Below are 17,815 nucleotides of genomic sequence, written 5' to 3' on the forward strand. Positions count from 1 at the left end.
GTTTCACGGGGTGTTTCACAGGGCTTGCCGGCCAGGGCGCACAGTCCCTGCGTTCAGCCAGAGACTCCGGCCTGCCGCCTTAGGATGACGTGCAACGTTTTAAGTATCCCGTTGGCCCGCAATTCCGCCGGCAGCTTTGCCCAGATGGCTCGCTCCGCCGTGCAGGCCACCCGCAGCGTTCAGGTGCCCAAGGTGGCTCTTGATGAGCCGCCCCTCACCATTCACACCCTCGGCGATGCGGTGCTCCGCACCCCTGCCAAGCGCATCAGCAAGGTGGATGAGAGTGTGCGGGATCTGGCCCGCGACATGCTGCGCAGCATGTACAGCGCCCACGGCATTGGCCTGGCAGCCCCCCAGGTGGGGGTGCACAAGCAGCTGCTCGTGATCGATCTGGATCCCGAAAATGCCGCCACGCCGCCGATGGTGCTGATCAACCCGGAGATCGGCTCCTTCGGGGCCGCTATCGAGACCTATGAGGAGGGCTGCCTGAGCATCCCCGGGGTCTATCTCAACGTGGTGCGTCCGGCTGCCGTTGAGGTCAGCTACCGCGACGAGATGGGCCGGCCCCAACGGGTCAAGGCCGATGGTCTGCTGGCCCGTTGCATCCAGCACGAGATGGATCACCTCAATGGGGTGCTGTTTGTCGATCGGGTCACCGATGAGCTCAGCCTCAACGAGGGCCTTGAGGAGAAGGGCTTCCAGCGTGCCGACGTCCACTCCATTCGCTAACCACGACCCATGCCGATGAAACCGCTGGCCGGCCTGTTCCTGGCCTTGGCGTGCCTGCTGGGCATTGCTTCAACCGGGTCGGTGTTTGAGCTGGCCTATGGCGATCCCGACCTGGGGGTGTCCACCACCCGTTGGATCCTGGGCCTGAGCCTGCCGGGCACCGTGGTGGCGCTGGTGCTGGCCATCCGTATCAACAAGCCGGCTTAGCTCTGGCCGGCCGCCTTGCATACGATTGCGTTCACCAGGTCCCCGGATGCCGTGATGCGATTGCCAGTTCTGCGCGCCCGTTCGCTCCCCTTGGCTGCCTGTGCGGCTGTTCTGAGTGCCGGCAGCGTCAGCCCGGTGATGGCCAGCGCCTTGTTTGAGGCGGTCGACCTGAGCCAGGAGCGCTTCGTGCTGGTGGCGGCGCCGATCGGGGATGGCACCCGCGCCCAGCTCAACATCTACGAACAGCTCAAGCCCACCCGCCCCTGTTTTGTGGTTGCTCCCGGGGCGCCTGCTGCCGTCGAGCCCCTGTTGGCCACGTTTGATTTCAGCGGGATCTGCAGTCGCTTCATCGACGCCAATGGCTACTCGGTGCGGGTTGGGGGCGACGATCTGGCCGCCAGCTATCGGCTCACAGTGGTGCGCCAGAGCAACGACAACGTTCTTCAGGCCGTCCCTACCAAGGCCGGCGCGGGGCCGGAAATGGTGGTAGCCCGGACCCAGGGTCCAGGCACCGGTTTCCTGCAGCTGGTGTTTGAACCGGGCTGGCAGCTCAAGCGCCGGGCCTACGGCGGCCGAGCCCTTGGCCATGTGTACATCTACCGCGAAGCCTGGCCCGAGGCCCTGACCCAGCAGGCTGCTCCCGCCGCCCGCCCGGCTTCTGGTGGTGCCCCTGGCCAGTGAGTCTGGCCTGTGCCCGAGCGGGCCTTGGGACAAGCAGTTGCTACATTGGCCAACTCTGTGAGCACTGCAGCGCTTCATGACCCAGGTCACTGTCGGCGAAAACGAAGGGATTGAATCGGCCCTCCGCCGTTTCAAGCGCCAGGTGTCCAAGGCGGGCATCTTTGCCGACCTCAAGCGTCTGCGGCACCACGAGACCCCAGTCGAGAAGTACAAGCGCAAGGCCCAGCAGCGCCGCCGCCGCCGCTGATCCCCTCAGCCGGATCAGCTTGCCTACCCGTTTCAGCGACCCTCTTTTTCAGCGACCCACTTTTTCAGCGACCCTGGTCAAACGAGCGGTAGGTGAGGGCTTCGGCAATGGCCTCCGCGCTGATCCGCTTCTGTTCGGCCAGGTCGCTGATCGTTTGGGCGACCCGCAACAGGCGCGATCCGGCTCGCGCGCTCAGCTGCCGCTGCTGAAGAGCGCCTTCCCAGAGGTTTAAGGCCTCGCTGTCGAGCTGCACCACCTGCTCCAATTGCCCTCCGGGGATGCGGCTGTTGGTGCAGCCCAAGGGGTTGCGGCTGGCCATCCGCAAACGGGCTCGGCGCACCCGTTCCCGCACGACGGCCGTTGATTCGGTGTCTGCATCGGTCGTCTTTCCGGCTGCCGGGTTTTCAGTGCCCCCCTGGCTGCGGAAGGGGGCGGTGAGGGCTTCGCTGGACGGCCGGCGCATCACCACCTGCAGATCCATGCGATCCAGCAGCGGCCCGGACAGCCGGCCCCAGTAGCGCCGCCGCTGCCCTTCGCCGCAGGTGCAGTTCCGCTCCGGATCCCCAAACCAGCCGCAGGGGCAGGGGTTGGCGGCGGCCACCAGGGTGATTCGGCAGGGGAAGCGGGTGCGTTGCCGGGCGCGGTGGATCCACACCTCTCCGTCTTCGAGGGGCTGGCGCAGTTGGTCGAGCACTGCCCGGCGAAATTCGGCCAGCTCATCGAGAAACAGCACCCCATGGTGAGCGAGGGCCAGTTCCCCAGGCCGGGGCTGGGCGCCGCCGCCGATCAGCCCCGGGGCCGAGCAGCTGTGGTGGGGGCTTCGAAAGGGGCGGGTTTGCAGCAGGCCCTGGCTGCTGTCCAGCAATCCGGCCACCGAGTGGATCGCCGTCAGCTCGAGGGCTTCGGTGGGATCGAGGGGCGGCAGCAGCCGGGCGAGGCGCTGGGCCAGCATCGTTTTGCCGCTGCCAGGCGGGCCGCAGAGCAGCAGGTGATGCCCCCCCGCAGCAGCGATCTCCAGGGCACGGCGCCCATGGGCCTGTCCCTTGACGTCGGCGAGATCCGCGGCCGCCGGCGCGGGCGAGGCCAGCTGGGGGGTGGAGGATCCTTTGCGGGCCTGATTGGGGGCCTTGGGGTGCTGCAGCCGCCAGAGCACCTGGCCCAGATCGCGCGCCCCCCACACCTGCAGCCCCTCCACCAGGGCGGCTTCCCAGGCATTGGCCTCGGGCACCACAAGGGCCCTGGCGCCATACCGGCGGGCTGCGATGGCGATGGCGAGAACACCCCGGATCGGCCGCAGCGCTCCATCGAGGCCCAGCTCCGCAGCACTCCACACCCCATCGCAGCAAGCCTCGCCCAGCTGACCACTGGCCTGCAGCAGCCCCAGGGCAATGGGTAGGTCGAAGCCGGGTCCCTCCTTGCGTAGGTCGGCTGGGGCCAGGTTCACCACCACCCGCGTCAGGGGCACCTTCAGGCCGCTGTGGCGCAGGGCCGAGCGCACCCGCTCCCGGGCTTCCTGCACCGCTGCGTCGGCCAGGCCCACCAGCTGCAGCCCCGGCAATCCCGGGGCGAGATCCACCTCCACCAGCACGGGTCTGGCCTCCAGGCCCTGCAGAGACGCGGTCTTGCACCGTGCCAACATCACGCCTTCGGCCACTACAGCGTTAGTGCCCGACCTGTCTCACCCCGCCCCCTCCGCGACCCCCCCCCTGCAGCGATGGCCAGCTCCGCCGATCCGGCCCCGACTGACACGATCTTTGCGCGCATCCTGCGCGGCGAGATTCCGTGTGATCAGGTGTATGCCGACGAGCACTGTCTGGCCTTTCGCGATGTCGCCCCCCAGGCCCCGGTGCATGTGCTGGTGATCCCTCGCGAGCCCATCACCCAGCTGTCTGAGGCTTCGGAGGAGCATCAACTGTTGTTGGGCCATCTGTTGCTGGTGGCCGCGCGGGTGGCGCGCCAGGAGGGGCTGGAGTCGTTCCGCACCGTGATCAACAGTGGCGCCGAGGCGGGGCAAACCGTGTTTCACCTGCATGTTCACGTGATGGGTGGGCGTCCCCTGGCCTGGCCGCCGGGCTAGCTGCCGGCCCAGCCACAATGCCCTGATCTGATCCGCTCCATGAATCCCCTCAAGGCCCTTCGCGTTCAGCTGGCCAAGCTGCAACGCCTGGCCCAGCCCTACTTCCTGCCGGTGGACGACAGCCAGGGCTGGCAGTTTTTGCTGCTTGTGGTGGCCTTGCTCGCCGTGGTGGTCGGCAGCACCCTGCTGTTGCTCACGGGTGTGTTGGCCCTGAGCGGGGCCCTGGTCCCCGAGCTGCGCAGCCGCTTCCTGCCGGGGGTGCCCGAGCAGGTGGCCGCGATCTGGCGCAGCCCGATCGGCCCGCTGGTGATGGTGCTGTTGGCTGGAGGCCTGGGCTGTTTTGTGGCCCTGCGCAGCAAGTTGCGCCAGGGGCGCTGGCTGCCGTGGCTGCTGATGGGTGTGATCACCTTGCTGATCCTGGTGATCAATGGAATCAATGTGGGGATCAGCTACATCGCCCGGAACATTGAAAATGCTCTGGTGGCCTACAAGGCCGATGAGTTTTGGAAGATCGTGGCGATTTACGCCTTCTGCCTGGTGTTGGCCTTGCCAATCCGGGCGATTCAGAGCTACCTGATTCCGAAGCTCGGCCTGCTGTGGCGTGAATGGTTGAGTGGCCGCCTGCTCGGCCGCTATATGTCCAACCGTGCCTATTACGTTCTCAACCCGAATGATGAATCGCAGGAAGAAATCGACAACCCCGATCAACGGATTTCCCAGGACACGGCGAGCTTCACTGGCACGAGTTTGAGCGTCACGGTCGAGATCATCTCGGCGCTTTTGACCTTTGTCAGTTTCATCATCGTGCTGTGGACCATCAGTGACCAGTTGGCGCTGGTCCTGTTGGCCTATTCCGTGGGTGGTACGGCCCTGATTGTGTTTGCGAGCCGCAAGCTGGTGAATCTGAACTATCAGCAGCTCAAGCTTGAGGCCGACTTTCGCTACGGGCTTGTTCACATCCGCGACAATGCCGAGTCGATTGCCTTTTATCGCGGCGAACAGCAGGAAGCGCGGGAGGCGGAGCGCCGGCTGGGTGGGGCGATTCGCAACTACGACCGCCTGATCATCTGGGAGGCTCTGATCAGTGTGATCCAGCGCTCCTACGACTATTTCTCCCGCTTTCTGCCGTGGCTTGTGATTGCGCCGATCTATTTCGCCAAGGAGGTGGATTTCGGTGTGTTTGGTCAGGCCAGCATCGCCTTCAGTCAGGTGCTGTTTTCAGTCAGCTACATCGTCAACAACATCGATCGACTGGCCGCGTTCTCCGCTTCGATCAGCCGTCTGGAGGGCTTCCAGGGCAAGGTGGATGCGATCGGCACTGAGGCCGCCGCCCTAGAGGCCCAGCTGGCGGCCACCAATGGGGGGCGCGACGACGGCACGATCTTGGTGAGCCACGTGGATCTGGTGCCGCCTCGCACCAACCGCACTCTGATCCGTGATCTGAGCCTCGAAGTGGATCGCCACCAGCGCCTGTTGGTGGTGGGGCCCTCAGGTTGCGGCAAAACCTCCTTCCTGCGCATGGTGAGCGGGCTGTGGCCTCCGGCGGCCGGCCGGGTGGAGCGGCCCAGCGAAGGGGAGCTGCTGTTCATCCCCCAGAAGCCCTACATGCTGCTGGGCAGCCTGCGCGAACAGCTCTGTTACCCCCTGCAGCCGGATCGGTTCAGCGATGACCAGCTGCGCCACGTGCTCGAGCAGGTGCGGCTGCCCGACCTGGTGCAGCGCTATCCCGATCTCGACATCATTCAGGACTGGCCCCGGCTGCTGTCTCTGGGCGAGCAGCAGCGCCTGGCCTTCGCCCGGCTGCTGCTGAATTCCCCCCGGTTTGTGGTGCTTGATGAGGCCACCAGTGCCCTGGATGTGGCTACCGAGCGGCACCTCTACGCCCTGCTGGCCGAGCGCGACATGGCCTTTGTGAGCGTGGGACACCGCCCCACCCTCACCGCCTTCCACGACACCGTGCTGGAGCTGGATGGCTGTGGCAATTGGCGCCTGTTGCCCGCGGCCGGCTATGACGTGGGCCGCCACGCCTGATTCCATGTCTGATGAGACCCCGGCCACCAGTGCCACCACCACGAGTGCCGCCACCACCAGCGCCACCACTCAAGACGTGCCGGCCTTTGGTTGGAGCGGCTACGCCGAGCGGGTTAATGGTCGCTTCGCCATGGTGGGTTTTGCGGCTGTGCTGCTGATCGAAGCCCTCAGCGGCGACACCTTCCTGCGCTGGGCTGGCCTGATCCCCTGATCAGGGGATCTGCACCAGGTCCACTTGCCAGAGGCCGCCCCGGCTCACCTGCACGGCGAGTTGGCGGCCATCGGCCTGAAGCTGCACCTGGCGGGGAACCCCGCTTGGCACCATGGCGATGGGCTGCAGGCTCTGCAGTGAGCGCCGGTAGAGCACCAACTCGGTGCGTCCTTCGAGCTGCCGCACCAGGGCGATCCGCTCCCCGGCCGCATCGATGCTGACACTCACCGGCTGGGCATCGGCCCGGTTGAGCCCTGGCACCGGCACGGGCTGCTGGCGCTCCAGATCCAGCAGCTGCACCTGTTCACGCCCGCCCCGGCCGCTGATCAGGGCCAGCCAGCGCCCCGAGAGGGCTGGATCGCGGTTGGCGCCCAGGGCTTCGATCCGGCCGTTGAGCGGCCCGATCGGCATAAGCACCGGGCCCAGGCAGCCAGCCAGCAGTAGGGCGAGCACGGTGGTGGGCAGAAGCGATCTCATCGGGGTGTTTCGAGCCCGCCGCCCTGGAGGGCGATGCCGCCGGGCAGGTCGGGCTCCAGCAGGTTGCTCAGGTCAAACAGCTGCACCCGCCACTGGCCCCCTTGGGCCACCTGCACGGCCAGCCGGCGCCCCTCCGGCGCCAGGCTGAGCCGCACGGCGGTGCGATCGGCGGGCAGGGGCAGCCGATGCAGGGCCCCGGTGGCCCGGTCTTCGATCAGCGGCAGCCGCTGGTTGCCCTGCTGCACCAGGGCGGCGACATAGCGCCCGTTCCAACTCAGCGAGGGGGAGCTGTGGGGCTGGTGATTCTGGAAGTGGCGTAGCAGCACAACCCGTCCGCTGGGCTGCTCCTGCAGCAGCAGGGTGGCGCGACCGCCGCGCTCCACCACAGTGGCCAGCCAGCGGCCCTGGCCACTGAGGGCAGGCTCCTGGCGGCTGGTGGCGCTGAGCACGCCGGTGGGGCCGGTGTTGCGGCGTGGCAACCAAGCCCCGGCGTCACAGCCTGCCAGCACACACACCAGGCCAGCTGCCACACCAGGAGTCAGCTGCCGCCGCAGCGTGATGGCGGGCCCAGGCCGGCGGTTCGCAGCGGAGGCGGTCAGTCGTCGAAGCGGGAGCTGTTGTCCCGCGGGCGGGGCTCGGGACTGGTGGGGGGCTTCACCGGGGTGAAGTCGGCGTCGCTGATGGCCTCAGCCTTGCTGATCGGCGATCCCTGGGGCACACCGGCAGGCCCGCGGGACGGAGGGGCCATGGAGGGCCCAGTGCCTTCGGGGCTGGTGGGGCGTCGGGTTGAGCGGGGCATTGCCTCGCTGGCGGCCACCGGTCGGCTGCCGCGACGGGGCTCAGCGGCCCCGTCCCGTTCGCGCCGGCGGGCACCAAAATCAGCGGCAGGGCGCGTGGTGCTGCCGGCGGCGCTGTAGCGGCTGCGGTCAGTGCGATCTGCGGTTTCGCCGGCCTGGGCCTGGGGAGCCCAATCATCCTGGGCGGGGCGACGGCTGGCGGCCCGTTCGGGGATGGCGGCCCGGCTGGGGCGGCGGGCCCGGTAGAAGTCGTCGTCGTCCGACTCATCTTCGCGGGTGGGAATGCGCCGGCGTAGCGGTTGGGGCTCATCGAAGCGATCCACGTCGCTCTCGCCCCAGGTGCGTCCACCCATGCGCGGGCGATAGGGGCCCGGAGTCGGCATCGGCTCGTCGTCATCGAAATAGGACGAGCGCCGGGCCTGTTCGGTGGTCACCCCCCGCAGCCGCACGCTCTCGTAGGCGAAGAAGACGGTGGTGCCGGCGAGCAGAAACTGGCCGAACTGCAGAATCGGATCGAGGCGCCATCCCTGGAAAAACAGGATGCCGCCACAGAGCAGGCCCACCGCGGCGAAGAAGACGTCGTAGTCGCGGGCGAGGGCGGGCTTGAAGCTGCGCATGAAGTAGAGCAGCGCACCGCCCACCGCCAGCACGATGCCCACGATGCTGGCCCAATTCAGGCTGGCATTAACCACGGTGTTTCACCCGTCGGACCGTTGCGCCACTGTAGGCAGCCAGGCCAGGGGGTTCAGAGCTTGCGATCGAGGCGGTCGTTCTGGCTGATCAGCACCAGGGCGATGGTGATCGGCACGACCACGATCACGGCACCCGCAACGAGGCTGCTCAGGAAGTTGGCGAGGGAAGGCGTCATGGCGGGGCCAGCTCTCAGGCATCAAGCGTCGCGGAATCCTAGGCAGTGGCGGCGGCTTCCTACGCTGCAGGCCCAGCTGCTTAGAGCTTTGTGACGGCCCTGCCCCCCACGTCCCCGTCCTGGTTGCCGGTGCTGTCAGGGCTGCACTTGGTTTTGGGGTTGGGGCTGGCCCTCTGGACCCTGTTGTTCCTGTTCCGGATTGTGCTCACCTGGTATCCCCAGGTGGATCTGAGCCGCGGTGCGATGCGGCTGATCGGGGCCCCGACCGAGCCCGTGCTGGCTGCCACGCGGCGTGTCATCCAGCCGATTGGCGGGGTGGATGTCACCCCGGTGGTGTGGGTGGGCCTGCTGAGCCTGGTGCGCGAGCTGTTGGTGGGCCAGCAGGGATTGGTGAGCCAGGTGCTGATGCGGGCCCAGGCCGGTTTGGTGGGCTGAGTTCAGGCCGGGGGCAGCATCTCCTGTTCGACAAATTTGGTGTGCACATCGCCGGCCAGGAATTCCGGCCGGTCCAGCAGCTGCAGGTGGAACTCGATCGTGGTGGGGATGCCGGTGACGGCGCACTCGGAGAGGGCCCGCCGCAGCCGCTTGAGGGCGTGTTCTCGGTCCGTTCCCCACACGATCACCTTGCCGATCAGGGAGTCGTAGAAGGGCGGAATCTCGTAGCCCGTGTAAACGTGGCTATCGACCCGCACGCCCGGGCCGCCGGGGGGGAGCCAGCCGGTGATCTTGCCGGGGGCGGGGCGGAAGTTTTGGCGGGGGTCTTCGGCGTTGATGCGCACCTCAATGGCGTGGCCGCAGAGCTTGATCTGCTCCTGGGTCACGGAGATCGGTTCGCCGCCGGCGATGCGCAGCTGCTCGGCGATCAGGTCGACCCCGGTGACCATTTCGGTGACCGGGTGCTCCACCTGGATGCGGGTGTTCATCTCCATGAAGTAGAAGGCGCCGCTGCGGTCCACCAGGAATTCCACGGTGCCGGCGCCCTCGTAGCCGATGGTGCGGGCAGCGGCCACGGCGGCCTCGCCCATCTGGCGGCGCAGGTCGGCGTTGATGGCCACGCTGGGGGCCTCTTCCAGCAACTTCTGGTGGCGACGCTGGATCGAGCAGTCGCGCTCGCCCAGGTGCACCACGTTGCCGTGGCGATCGGCCAGCACCTGCACTTCCACGTGCCGGGGCCGGTCGATGAACTTCTCCATGTAGAGCCCCGGGTTGCCAAAGGCGGCTTCGGCTTCGCCCTGGGCGGCCTTGAACAGGCTCTCGAGCTGCTCGGGCCCGGGCACCAGGCGCATGCCCCGGCCGCCGCCGCCGGCGGTGGCCTTGATCATCACCGGGTAGCCCATCTCTGCCGCCAGCCGGCGGGCCTCGTCCACGCTCTGCAACAGCCCTTCGCTGCCGGGGATGGTGGGCACGCCCACCTGCTGCATAGTGGCCTTGGCCGTGGACTTATCGCCCATCGAGCGGATCGCCTCCGGCGACGGGCCCACGAAGGTGAGGCCGTGGTCGGCGCAGATCTCGGCGAAGCGGTCGTTTTCGGCCAGGAAGCCGTAGCCGGGGTGGATGGCGTCGGCACCTCTGGAGGTGGCCGCCGCCAGAATGTTGGGGATGTTGAGGTAGCTCTTGCTGCTGGGCGCCTCGCCCACGCACACCGCTTCATCAGCGAGCTGCACGTGCAGCGCGTTCTTGTCCACCGTGCTGTAAACCGCCACAGTGGGGATGCCGAGCTCCCGGCAGGTGCGCAGGATCCTCAGGGCAATTTCGCCACGGTTGGCGATCAGCAACTTGCCGATGGACATCCGCGGTGACTCAGCAGAACCAGGCCAGTGCGGACTGTATCAGTGCTGCCAGAGCCCGCTTTCCAGGGGGTTCCGGGAGGGGCAATGGGTATATTGCTCGGACCGGAACGCCTCCAGCGGTCCGTACCACATGCGGATGTGGTGGAATTGGTAGACACGCACGTTTGAGGGGCGTGTGGCTTCGGCCTTACGAGTTCAAGTCTCGTCATCCGCATTTCTTTTTTTCGGCTCTCCCAGCTGATGCATCCGGCACCGGTGTCGATCGTGCTGGTGAGCAACGGGCCCGGGGAGCTCTCCACCTGGGTGCGACCCCTCGCCCTGCGCCTGCAGCGCTTGATGCCGCTGCGGCCGGCCGTGGCTGGAGCTGCCTGCAGCTTGCAGCTCGTGCTGGTGCCCTGCCCGAACGGCACTGGCCGCGAACATCACGCCGCCGGAAGCTGGGGGTTGTTCGAGCGCATCGTGCCGGCTCGGCAGTTTTGGGGGCTGTTGCTGCGACCCCGGCGCTTCGGCCCTTGGAGCCGCCAGGGGGTGGTGGTGTTTCTGGGGGGTGATCAGTTCTGGACGGTGCTGCTCTCGGCGCGCCTCGGCTACCGGCACCTCACCTATGCCGAATGGGTGGCCCGCTGGCCCCGCTGGAACGATCGGATTGCGGCGATGGGGCCCCTGGCGGCCGGTCGCTTGGCGACCCGCTGGGTCGAGCGCTGCACGGTGGTCGGCGATCTGATGGCCGATCTGTCGGAGTCGGCGCGCAGCGATGCTCCGCTGCCCGAGGGCGAGTGGGTGGCCCTGCTGCCGGGCTCCAAGCGGGCCAAGTTGCGGGTGGGCGTGCCGTTCCTGCTGGAGACGGCCGATCGCCTGGCGGCGCTGCGACCGGGCTGCCGTTTCCTGCTGCCACTGGCACCCACCACCAGCGTGGAGGATCTGCTCGCCCAGGCTGGAGCCGCCAATCCGATCGCCCGGGCCTACCGATCCGGGGTGCCCCGGCTGCTGGGGCCAGACCTGCTGGAGACGCCGGCCGGTACCCGTCTGCAGCTAGTGCTTGAAAATCCAGCCCACAGTGCCCTGAGCCAATGCGCCCTGGCCCTCACCACCGTGGGGGCCAACACGGCTGAACTGGCGGCGCTGGGGGTGCCGATGTTGGTGCTGGTGCCCACCCAGCACCTGCACGTGATGCAGGCCTGGGATGGCTTGGCCGGGCTGGTGGGGCGCCTGCCGCTGCTGCGTTGGTTGTTTGGGGTGCTGCTCACGGCCTGGCGGCTGCGGCACCGAGGTTTTCTGGCCTCCCCCAACATCGCCGCCGGCCGCATGCTGGTGCCCGAGCGGGTGGGGGCGATCACGCCAGACAGCATTGCGGCTGAGGCCGCCGACTGGCTGGCGGCACCCGAACGCCTGGAGGGCATGCGGGCTGATCTGCGCAGCCTGCGGGGCCAGCCGGGGGCGGTGGCCAACCTGGCGGCCCTGGTGCAGGAGCTGCTGCCCCCTGACGCGAGGGGCACCGGCCCAGGTGCCTAGGGTTGCCGCCAGCGTTCTGATCGTTCCCATGGCTGATGCCGCCAGCACCCCCGACCCTTCGGCCTGCGGCCTCGACAGCGGCCTGGCCCGCGGGGCCAGCGAGGAGCAGTGGCGCCAGAAGCTCACCCCCGAGCAGTTTCGGATTGCGCGCCAGGGCGGCACCGAGCGGGCCTTCACCGGCGCCTACTGGAACCACAAGGGCACCGGGATGTACCACTGCATCTGTTGCGATGCCGAGCTCTACAGCAGTGCCACCAAGTTTGATTCCGGCACAGGCTGGCCCAGTTTCTGGGATGGGGTGAAGCCGGGGGCCATCAGCACCCACACCGACAGCTCCCACGGCATGGTGCGCACCGAAATCCGCTGCGCCAACTGTGACGCGCACCTCGGTCACGTGTTCAACGATGGGCCGGCCCCCACGGGCCAGCGCCACTGTGTCAATTCAGCGTCGCTGGCATTCCGGGAGCGCTGAACGGCGGCAAAGGGGCACGGTTCAGCGCAGCCGCTCACCAGGGGTCGGCCAGGTCCTCGGCGTCCACGTCCAGCGGTTCGCGCGCAGGCGTGGGGGCTGGACGACGTTCCGGTTGACGGGCCTCCAGGGGCCGCCTCTCCACTGGGCGGGGCTCGGACGCGCGGATTCCCGGGGCGATGGGTTCGGGCTCAAGCGGCCGCCGGCGCTCCTCATATCGGGGCTCCTCATAGCGAGGCTCTTCGTAGCGGGCTTGCTCGTAGCGGGACTCCTCCTCATCCAGGTAGCGGCGCTGGCGCAGCGGCTCCCGTTGACGCTGGGCGTCCAGTTCGACGTAATCGAGCTCCTCCTCGGGCTCCACGGCCCGGCTGGTGGCCGGCTGGATGCGGCGTTGTTCCTGCACGGCCGGTTGACCCGGTGCTAGCTGGTTTTCCACCGGCACCATGCCGCTGCGGTAGCGCTCCCGCTCCTCCTGCTCCCAGCTGGGCCCCCCGATGCCGAGCTTCTCGAGCAGGCCGGAGCCCAGTTGCTTGAGCTTGTCTTCGGCGCCCTCGTAAACAATGATTCGATCGGGGCCGCTGCTGACGATCTCCTCGACCGTGAGCTCCCAGGTGCTCAGCACGCCCTCGCCGAGCAGGGGCACTCCCAGGGCGCCGATCACCAGGGTGGCCAGCTCGCCGGTTTCGATGTCGAAGCTGAAGCCGAGCACCCGGCCCAGCTGGTCGCCCGCCTCGGTGATCACCTGGCAGTTGATCACCTTGCCGTAGCGGTCGGGGTTGAAGCCCTCCGCCAGGGAATCGGCGGAATCCACCAGGATCACGTCGCCCACCTGGCGAATCCGATCGAGGGGCATCCAGCGCGGCAGCCCCGGCAGGAAACGGGTGAGAGGGTTGTCGCGTAGACCCAGCGCCACCACTTCGCGCCGATCGAGGTCCACCACCACTTCGCCCACAACCCCCAGCCGCCGGCCGGTGTCGCGGGTGATCACCTGGGTGCCCATCAGCTCGGAGCGCAACCAGAGGCGATCGCTCGGGGCGGCTGCTCCGAGATCAGCAGAGGGGGGAATGGAGGAGGTCAAAGAAAGGGTCGTGCCCGTGGCCCAGTCGGCTCATTGTGGCCCACCTGGCTCGACGGGGAAGGGGGTGGTGGCTCAGGCAGCGGGCGGTAACCCGACCACCTGGGTGTGGGCGCCTCGGGCCTGGGTGACGCCGATGGTGCGGGTGGCGGCGGCGATCATGGGGCGCCGGTGACTCACCACCATGAACTGGGCCTGGTCGGCCTGGCTGGCGATCAGGGCGGCGAGCCGCTCCACGTTGACGCCATCGAGGAAGCTGTCCACTTCGTCGAGGGCATAGAAGGGCGACGGGCGGAAGCGCTGCAGGGCAAACAGGAAGCTGAGGGCTGTGAGCGATTTCTCGCCGCCGCTCATGGCATTGAGGCGCCGCACCGCCTTGCCCTTGGGGTGGGCCACCAGGGTGAGGCCGCCCTCCAAAGGAGCCTCGGGGTTTTCCAGCTGCAGGTGCCCCTCGCCGTCGGAGAGACCCGCAAAGATCGTGCGGAAGTGGCCATCCACCGCTGTGAAGGCCTCCAGGAAGGCTTCCTGGCGCAGGGTCGCCACGGTTTCGATGCGCAGCAGCAGCTCTTCCCGCTCCTTGCTGAGCACCTCGAGCCGCTCCTCCAGCTCCGCCAGCCGGGTTTCGAGTTGCTCCAGCTCCTCAAGGGCCAGCATGTTCACCGGTTCGAGGGCCTCCATCCGCGCCTGCAGGCTGCGGAGCTCGGTTTGCAGAGCCTCCAGCCCGGCTTCGCGCACCTCCTCGGGGATCTCCGGCAGGGGATCGGGTAGCTCCCGCTCCAGTTGGGCGAGGCGGAGCTGGTCGCCGCGCAGCTGCTCCGCCAGCGACTCCAGCTCCTCGCCCAGGCGCTGCACCTCCCACTGCCGCTGTTGCAGGGCCTGGCGCTGGGCTGCCAGCTGGGCTTCGGCCGCATCGCGGGCCCGGCGCCGCTCGCCGAAACGGGTTTGCAGCTCCTGTTGCTGGGCCTCGAGGGTGCTGCGGCGCTCCTGGTCGACCTGGTGCTGCTCCTTCCAGCGGGCCCGCTCCGCCACCAGCGCGTTGACGGCGCTCACCAGCCGCTGCTCATCGGCCGCGAGGGCCTCGAGCTGGTTGCGTAGCCGCTCGGCGGCCAGGGCCCGTTCGCGGCGGGCGGCCAGGAGTTCATCGCGCTGGCGCCGGGCGGCAGCCAGGGCGGCGTCGGCGGCTTCCAGTTCGCTCTGCAGCCCCTGCCAGCGGGCGGCATCACCGGAGGCCTGCACCGCGGCTTCGGCCTGCTCGAGGGCGGCGCGTTGCTGCTGCAGGGGGATGAGCAGCGCCTCCAGCTCCTGCTGGCGTTGCAGATCCGTCTGCAGGGTGGTCTGGAGCTGGCTGAGGCGGCTACCGAGTTGCTGCTGGCGTTGCAGCTGGGGGGCCAGGGTGCGCTGGGCGGCGCTGCGCTCGGCCTCCAGGGCCGCCTGGCGTTGCTGGTGCTGCAGCAGCTGGGGGCGCAGGGCCTCGAGCCGCTGGCCCAGCTCGGCCTCCTTGCGGCGGCAGGCCAGCAGGCTCTCGCCCAGCTCCAGCAACCGCTGGCGCAGGGGAGCGGCCTCGTCGCCCTCCTGGGCGCGGCCGAAGCTGAGCTGGCCGCCGCGCTGCTGCAGGCTGCCGCCGGTCATGGCGCCGCTCTTTTCCAGCAATTCGCCATCGAGGGTCACGGCCCGGCAGCGGCCCAGCTCGCGGCGGGCGTTGGCCAGGCTGTCGAACACCAGGGTGTCGCCGAAGACGTAGCGGAACACCTCGGCATAGACGGGCTCGTGGCGCACCAGATCCACCGCCTTGCCGATCAGTCCGGAGCCGCCGGCCCCAGCGCCGCCCCTTTGCAGGGCCGCTCCGGCGCTGGCACCGCCGCCGGAGCCCCCCCGGATCTTGTTGAGCGGCAGGAAGGTGAGCCGGCCCGCCCGGCGGGTTTTGAGCAGCTCGATCGCCCGGGCTGCGATGCGGTCGTCGTCGACCACCACCTGGCCGAGGCGACCACCGGCGGCCACTTCCAGCGCCAGGCGCACGCGCTCCTCCACTTCGCCCAGCTGGGCCACGGGCCCGTGGATGCCGTCGAGGCCGGCCTCCAGCAACACCCGCAGGGCGCCAGTGCCGCGGCTTTCCTGCAGGGTTTCGCGGCGGCTGTCGAGCCGGGCGATCTCCCGCTCCAGCTGGGCTTGCTCCTGCTCCAGGCGGCTGCGGGTGCGCTGCTGCAGGGCCAGGGCTTCGGCCAGCTCCTGCACCTGCTGCTGCTCCTGGCGGGTGGCCTCCAGCACCTGCTGCCAGGCGCTCTCGGTGGCCTCCAGCTGCTGTTGGCCGCTGCGATGGCTGAGGCCCTCCTGCTGCTCCTCCTTCTGCAGTTCGGCCAGCCGCTCCTGGTGCTGCCGCAGCCGTTCCTGCAGCTGCTGGCGCTCCGCTTCCAGGGGGGCCAGCTGGTCGGCGAGTTGCTGGCGGGCCAGGCTGCGCTGCTGCTGCTCCTCCATCCAGCTGCCGGAGCGGCCCGCCACCTCGCCCAGGCGGCGGCGGGAGAGTTCCACGGCGGCTTCGGCGCTGCGGCAGGCCGCCTCGGCGGCATCGAGTTCGGCCTGGTCGGCGCTGTCGTCGAGGGCCCGTTGTTGCTGGCGCAGGTCGCCCTGGCTGTGGGCCAGCTCCTGGCGTTGGCGCTGCAGGGCTTCGGCGTCGAGCTGGTGTTTCTCGGCCTGGCGGGCCAGTTCGCGGCCGCTGGCCTCCAGACCCGCCAACTCGGCCTGCACGGCGAGGAGCTGGTCTTCGCCGAGGGCCTTCACCTCAGCCTGGAGCTGCTCGAGGGCGGCGGCGGCGGCGGTCAGTGCCTCCTCACCGGTTGCAATCGCTTCCCGCTCGCTCAGCTGCTGGGCGGTAAGGGTTTCGCGCCGGCGTAGCAGGGCCGCCAGGCCAGTCTGGGCGGCTTCGAAGGCCAGCACCTGCTCCTGCAGCCGGCCGCTGTGGTGGCGCTGGCGCAGGTCTTGGTAGGTGCGGGCTTTGGCGCAGTCGCGCTCCAATTTCTGGCGGGAGCTGAGCAGCTCCTGCTGCACGATCGCGCAGCGCTCCTGGCGCTCCTGCACCTCGTCGAGCTTGCCGCGGGTCTGTTCGATGCGGCTGTCGAACAGGGCCACGCCGGCCAGCTCATCGATGATCCCGCGCCGGTCGCGGGCGCTCATCGAGACGATGCGGGTCACGTCGCCCTGCATCACGACGTTGCTGCCCTCCGGGTCCACCCGCAGGCGCCGCAGCTGGCTCTGCAGTTGCTGCAGGTTGCAGGGCACGCCATCGGCGCTGAAGCTGCTGGCGTAGGTGCCGCCCGGCGCCACCCGCAGGCGCCGGCTCACGGTCCATTCGGTTTGCCCGGGCTTGATCCAGGGGCCCTCCTCGGGCGGCTCCAGCCCCGTTTCCGCCTCATCGGGCTGCCATTCGCTGAGGTCGAAGCGCACGCTCACCGACGTTTCGGCGGCCTTGCCCGCGCGCAACATGGCGCTGTTGATCAGGTCGGGCAGGCGGTCGGCGCGCATGCCGCGGCTGCTGGCCAGGCCGAGGCAGAACAGCACCGCATCCAAAATGTTGCTCTTGCCGGAGCCGTTCGGCCCGGTCACCACCGTGAATCCTTCTTCCAGCGGGATCGTCATCGACCCGCCAAAGGACTTGAAATGGGTGAGCTCGACCTGATTGATGTGAACCAACAGGCCCGTGCGCCGAGCAGCAGAAATGTAGCGGAGGGTTTCGAAAGCTCAACCCCCTCCTTAGCTTGAGGGCTGCGTTGCGTTGTCGCCTCCCTCTCCATGACCGCCGAGACGCCTCCCCGCGTTGCCAGCCCCGAGGGCTTCCGCGACCGATTTGAGACCCTGATTCCCACCATTCAGCGGGAGTGGCCCGCCGTGGCCCGTCAGACCCTCGAGGCCACCCGGGGCAGCTTTGATGAGGTGGTGGAGGTGATCGCCAGCCAAAGCGGCCGCACCGCCACGGTGGTGAAGGACCAGCTGCTGGAGCTGCTGGAGGTGGCCGGTGACCAAACCAGCCGCCTGGCCGACAACCTGGCGCCGATGGAAGCCCAGCTCGAGAGCCTGCTCGATGAGCTGAATGCCTCACTGCGGCCCCGCATTGAGAAGCCTGTAAGGGAGCGTCCGCTGATGGCGATCGGCATCGCCACCGGCGTGGGCGTGTTGCTGGGTCTGCTGCTGGCTTCGGGCCGGCGCTCGGCATGACGGATCAGAACGACCCTGGGCCTTCCCAGGAGCGGGAGGCGCGCAGCGGCGTGGCGAGGGTGGCGGCCGGTCGGGTCGGCGCCCTGATGACCTCGGTGATGGATCTGCATGTGCGGATCGCCCTGCAGGAGGTGGATCGGGAGAAGCGGCGGCTGATCAGTGGCGCCCTGCTGCTCAGCGGCGGACTGGCCCTGCTGCTGCTGGCCCTGATCGGCGCCGAGCTGGCCCTGCTGCTGTGGCTGCGTGAGGCCCAGGGGCTCAGCTGGATCCACGCTGCCCTGGCCGTGGCGGCTCTGGATCTGGTGCTGGCCGGGGTGTTTGTGCGGGTGGGCGGCCAGCTGGTCAAGGGCCCCTATCTGCCCCAGACCACCGCCGGCCTCAGCAAAACCACCCGCGCGATCCTGGGCCGCTGAGCTGGGGGCTGGAGTGTGGGGGTGT

20 protein-coding genes and 1 tRNA gene are annotated in these 17,815 nt (G+C 68.7%); 13 read left to right on the top strand and 8 right to left on the bottom strand.

The features are described 5' to 3' along the window. Window positions 1–144: 144 nt before the first annotated feature. The 4 genes from def (at window position 145) to rpsU (ending at window position 1,864) form a co-directional block, all read left to right on the top strand. Window positions 145–729, top strand: a complete 585-nt coding sequence (gene def, locus KBY57_RS11175; protein WP_254995992.1) for a peptide deformylase — start codon at window positions 145–147, stop codon at window positions 727–729. A 9-nt stretch (window positions 730–738) separates the two neighbouring features. Then, complete coding sequence (locus KBY57_RS11180; protein ID WP_254995963.1) at window positions 739–936, top strand: hypothetical protein; 198 nt, start codon at window positions 739–741, stop codon at window positions 934–936. A 54-nt stretch (window positions 937–990) separates the two neighbouring features. Beyond that, complete coding sequence (locus KBY57_RS11185) at window positions 991–1,617, top strand: DUF3747 domain-containing protein (protein WP_254995964.1); 627 nt, start codon at window positions 991–993, stop codon at window positions 1,615–1,617. A 76-nt stretch (window positions 1,618–1,693) separates the two neighbouring features. Then, window positions 1,694–1,864 carry a 30S ribosomal protein S21 gene (rpsU, locus tag KBY57_RS11190; protein ID WP_010304532.1) on the top strand — a complete coding sequence of 57 codons (171 nt, stop codon included), beginning with the start codon at window positions 1,694–1,696 and terminating at the stop codon, window positions 1,862–1,864. 64 nt (window positions 1,865–1,928) lie between these two features. Here rpsU and KBY57_RS11195 read toward each other — a convergent pair whose 3' ends face one another. Continuing rightward, window positions 1,929–3,503 (bottom strand): YifB family Mg chelatase-like AAA ATPase, encoded by a 1,575-nt coding sequence (locus KBY57_RS11195; protein ID WP_254995993.1) that lies wholly within the window; start codon window positions 3,501–3,503, stop codon window positions 1,929–1,931. 75 nt (window positions 3,504–3,578) lie between these two features. On the opposite strand from KBY57_RS11195, the gene KBY57_RS11200 reads away from it, so the two are divergent. Genes KBY57_RS11200 through KBY57_RS11210 form a run of 3 tightly spaced genes read left to right on the top strand, consistent with a single transcriptional unit; the run spans window position 3,579 to window position 6,183 of the window. Next, window positions 3,579–3,941 carry a histidine triad nucleotide-binding protein gene (locus tag KBY57_RS11200; RefSeq protein WP_254995965.1) on the top strand — a complete coding sequence of 121 codons (363 nt, stop codon included), beginning with the start codon at window positions 3,579–3,581 and terminating at the stop codon, window positions 3,939–3,941. Between the two features lie 39 nt (window positions 3,942–3,980). After that, on the top strand, window positions 3,981–5,972 hold the full coding sequence (locus KBY57_RS11205; RefSeq protein ID WP_254995966.1) for an ABC transporter ATP-binding protein/permease: 1,992 nt from the start codon (window positions 3,981–3,983) through the stop codon (window positions 5,970–5,972). Between the two features lie 4 nt (window positions 5,973–5,976). Beyond that, a complete protein-coding gene (locus tag KBY57_RS11210; RefSeq protein WP_254995967.1) occupies window positions 5,977–6,183 on the top strand; it encodes a chlorophyll a/b-binding protein in 207 nt (68 codons plus the stop codon). Here the strand turns inward: KBY57_RS11210 and KBY57_RS11215 are convergent, their stop codons facing one another. From KBY57_RS11215 to psbX, 4 genes are all read right to left on the bottom strand, one after another. Next, window positions 6,184–6,660 (bottom strand): TolB family protein, encoded by a 477-nt coding sequence (locus KBY57_RS11215; protein ID WP_254995968.1) that lies wholly within the window; start codon window positions 6,658–6,660, stop codon window positions 6,184–6,186. Then, window positions 6,657–7,190, bottom strand: a complete 534-nt coding sequence (locus KBY57_RS11220) for a Tol biopolymer transporter periplasmic protein (RefSeq protein ID WP_254995969.1) — start codon at window positions 7,188–7,190, stop codon at window positions 6,657–6,659. The genes KBY57_RS11215 and KBY57_RS11220 overlap by 4 nt, the downstream gene beginning before the upstream one ends. A 65-nt stretch (window positions 7,191–7,255) precedes the next feature. Continuing rightward, a complete protein-coding gene (locus tag KBY57_RS11225; protein ID WP_254995970.1) occupies window positions 7,256–8,149 on the bottom strand; it encodes a Ycf66 family protein in 894 nt (297 codons plus the stop codon). 53 nt (window positions 8,150–8,202) lie between these two features. Continuing rightward, a complete protein-coding gene (gene psbX, locus KBY57_RS11230; RefSeq protein WP_094561148.1) occupies window positions 8,203–8,325 on the bottom strand; it encodes a photosystem II reaction center X protein in 123 nt (40 codons plus the stop codon). Window positions 8,326–8,415: 90 nt separating this feature from the next. Here psbX and KBY57_RS11235 point away from each other — a divergent pair, with 90 nt between their 5' ends. Then, the gene (locus KBY57_RS11235; RefSeq protein WP_254995971.1) at window positions 8,416–8,760 is read left to right on the top strand and encodes a YggT family protein; all 345 of its coding nucleotides are present in this window, start codon (window positions 8,416–8,418) and stop codon (window positions 8,758–8,760) included. A 2-nt stretch (window positions 8,761–8,762) separates the two neighbouring features. Here the strand turns inward: KBY57_RS11235 and accC are convergent, their stop codons facing one another. Beyond that, entirely contained in the window at window positions 8,763–10,115 is a 1,353-nt protein-coding gene (gene accC, locus KBY57_RS11240) for an acetyl-CoA carboxylase biotin carboxylase subunit (RefSeq protein WP_254995972.1), read from the bottom strand. A gap of 132 nt (window positions 10,116–10,247) precedes the next feature. On the opposite strand from accC, the gene KBY57_RS11245 reads away from it, so the two are divergent. The 3 genes from KBY57_RS11245 (at window position 10,248) to msrB (ending at window position 12,099) form a co-directional block, all read left to right on the top strand. Continuing rightward, a tRNA-Leu gene (locus KBY57_RS11245) sits at window positions 10,248–10,329 on the top strand. A 26-nt stretch (window positions 10,330–10,355) separates the two neighbouring features. Beyond that, on the top strand, window positions 10,356–11,627 hold the full coding sequence (locus KBY57_RS11250; RefSeq protein ID WP_254995973.1) for a glycosyl transferase: 1,272 nt from the start codon (window positions 10,356–10,358) through the stop codon (window positions 11,625–11,627). A 28-nt stretch (window positions 11,628–11,655) separates the two neighbouring features. Next, window positions 11,656–12,099: a peptide-methionine (R)-S-oxide reductase MsrB gene (gene msrB / locus KBY57_RS11255; RefSeq protein ID WP_254995974.1), complete on the top strand. Its 444-nt coding sequence runs from the start codon at window positions 11,656–11,658 to the stop codon at window positions 12,097–12,099. A 34-nt stretch (window positions 12,100–12,133) separates the two neighbouring features. Here the strand turns inward: msrB and KBY57_RS11260 are convergent, their stop codons facing one another. Both KBY57_RS11260 and smc read right to left on the bottom strand, forming a co-directional pair. Then, window positions 12,134–13,174, bottom strand: a complete 1,041-nt coding sequence (locus KBY57_RS11260; protein WP_254995975.1) for a PRC-barrel domain-containing protein — start codon at window positions 13,172–13,174, stop codon at window positions 12,134–12,136. A 72-nt stretch (window positions 13,175–13,246) separates the two neighbouring features. Beyond that, entirely contained in the window at window positions 13,247–16,855 is a 3,609-nt protein-coding gene (smc, locus tag KBY57_RS11265) for a chromosome segregation protein SMC (protein WP_254995976.1), read from the bottom strand. 99 nt (window positions 16,856–16,954) lie between these two features. Between smc and KBY57_RS11270 the strand changes: the two genes are divergently transcribed. After that, on the top strand, window positions 16,955–17,377 hold the full coding sequence (locus KBY57_RS11270; RefSeq protein WP_094561154.1) for a glycine zipper domain-containing protein: 423 nt from the start codon (window positions 16,955–16,957) through the stop codon (window positions 17,375–17,377). After that, window positions 17,374–17,790 (top strand): phage holin family protein, encoded by a 417-nt coding sequence (locus KBY57_RS11275; protein WP_254995977.1) that lies wholly within the window; start codon window positions 17,374–17,376, stop codon window positions 17,788–17,790. Before KBY57_RS11270 ends, KBY57_RS11275 begins: the two co-directional genes overlap by 4 nt. The last annotated feature ends 25 nt before the right edge of the window (window positions 17,791–17,815 follow it).

Origin of the sequence: Cyanobium sp. Aljojuca 7D2 (assembly GCF_024346415.1) — a bacterium.
Taxonomy (GTDB): Bacteria; Cyanobacteriota; Cyanobacteriia; order PCC-6307; family Cyanobiaceae; genus Cyanobium_A.

Coding starts and splice junctions, on each gene's coding strand:
- def (WP_254995992.1), top strand. CDS start 145: ATGGCTCGCTCCGCCGTGCAGGCCACCCGCAGCGTTCAGGTGCCCAAG.
- KBY57_RS11180 (WP_254995963.1), top strand. CDS start 739: ATGCCGATGAAACCGCTGGCCGGCCTGTTCCTGGCCTTGGCGTGCCTG.
- KBY57_RS11185 (WP_254995964.1), top strand. CDS start 991: ATGCGATTGCCAGTTCTGCGCGCCCGTTCGCTCCCCTTGGCTGCCTGT.
- rpsU (WP_010304532.1), top strand. CDS start 1,694: ATGACCCAGGTCACTGTCGGCGAAAACGAAGGGATTGAATCGGCCCTC.
- KBY57_RS11195 (WP_254995993.1), bottom strand. CDS start 3,503: ATGTTGGCACGGTGCAAGACCGCGTCTCTGCAGGGCCTGGAGGCCAGA.
- KBY57_RS11200 (WP_254995965.1), top strand. CDS start 3,579: ATGGCCAGCTCCGCCGATCCGGCCCCGACTGACACGATCTTTGCGCGC.
- KBY57_RS11205 (WP_254995966.1), top strand. CDS start 3,981: ATGAATCCCCTCAAGGCCCTTCGCGTTCAGCTGGCCAAGCTGCAACGC.
- KBY57_RS11210 (WP_254995967.1), top strand. CDS start 5,977: ATGTCTGATGAGACCCCGGCCACCAGTGCCACCACCACGAGTGCCGCC.
- KBY57_RS11215 (WP_254995968.1), bottom strand. CDS start 6,660: ATGAGATCGCTTCTGCCCACCACCGTGCTCGCCCTACTGCTGGCTGGC.
- psbX (WP_094561148.1), bottom strand. CDS start 8,325: ATGACGCCTTCCCTCGCCAACTTCCTGAGCAGCCTCGTTGCGGGTGCC.
- accC (WP_254995972.1), bottom strand. CDS start 10,115: ATGTCCATCGGCAAGTTGCTGATCGCCAACCGTGGCGAAATTGCCCTG.
- KBY57_RS11250 (WP_254995973.1), top strand. CDS start 10,356: ATGCATCCGGCACCGGTGTCGATCGTGCTGGTGAGCAACGGGCCCGGG.
- msrB (WP_254995974.1), top strand. CDS start 11,656: ATGGCTGATGCCGCCAGCACCCCCGACCCTTCGGCCTGCGGCCTCGAC.
- KBY57_RS11270 (WP_094561154.1), top strand. CDS start 16,955: ATGACCGCCGAGACGCCTCCCCGCGTTGCCAGCCCCGAGGGCTTCCGC.
- KBY57_RS11275 (WP_254995977.1), top strand. CDS start 17,374: ATGACGGATCAGAACGACCCTGGGCCTTCCCAGGAGCGGGAGGCGCGC.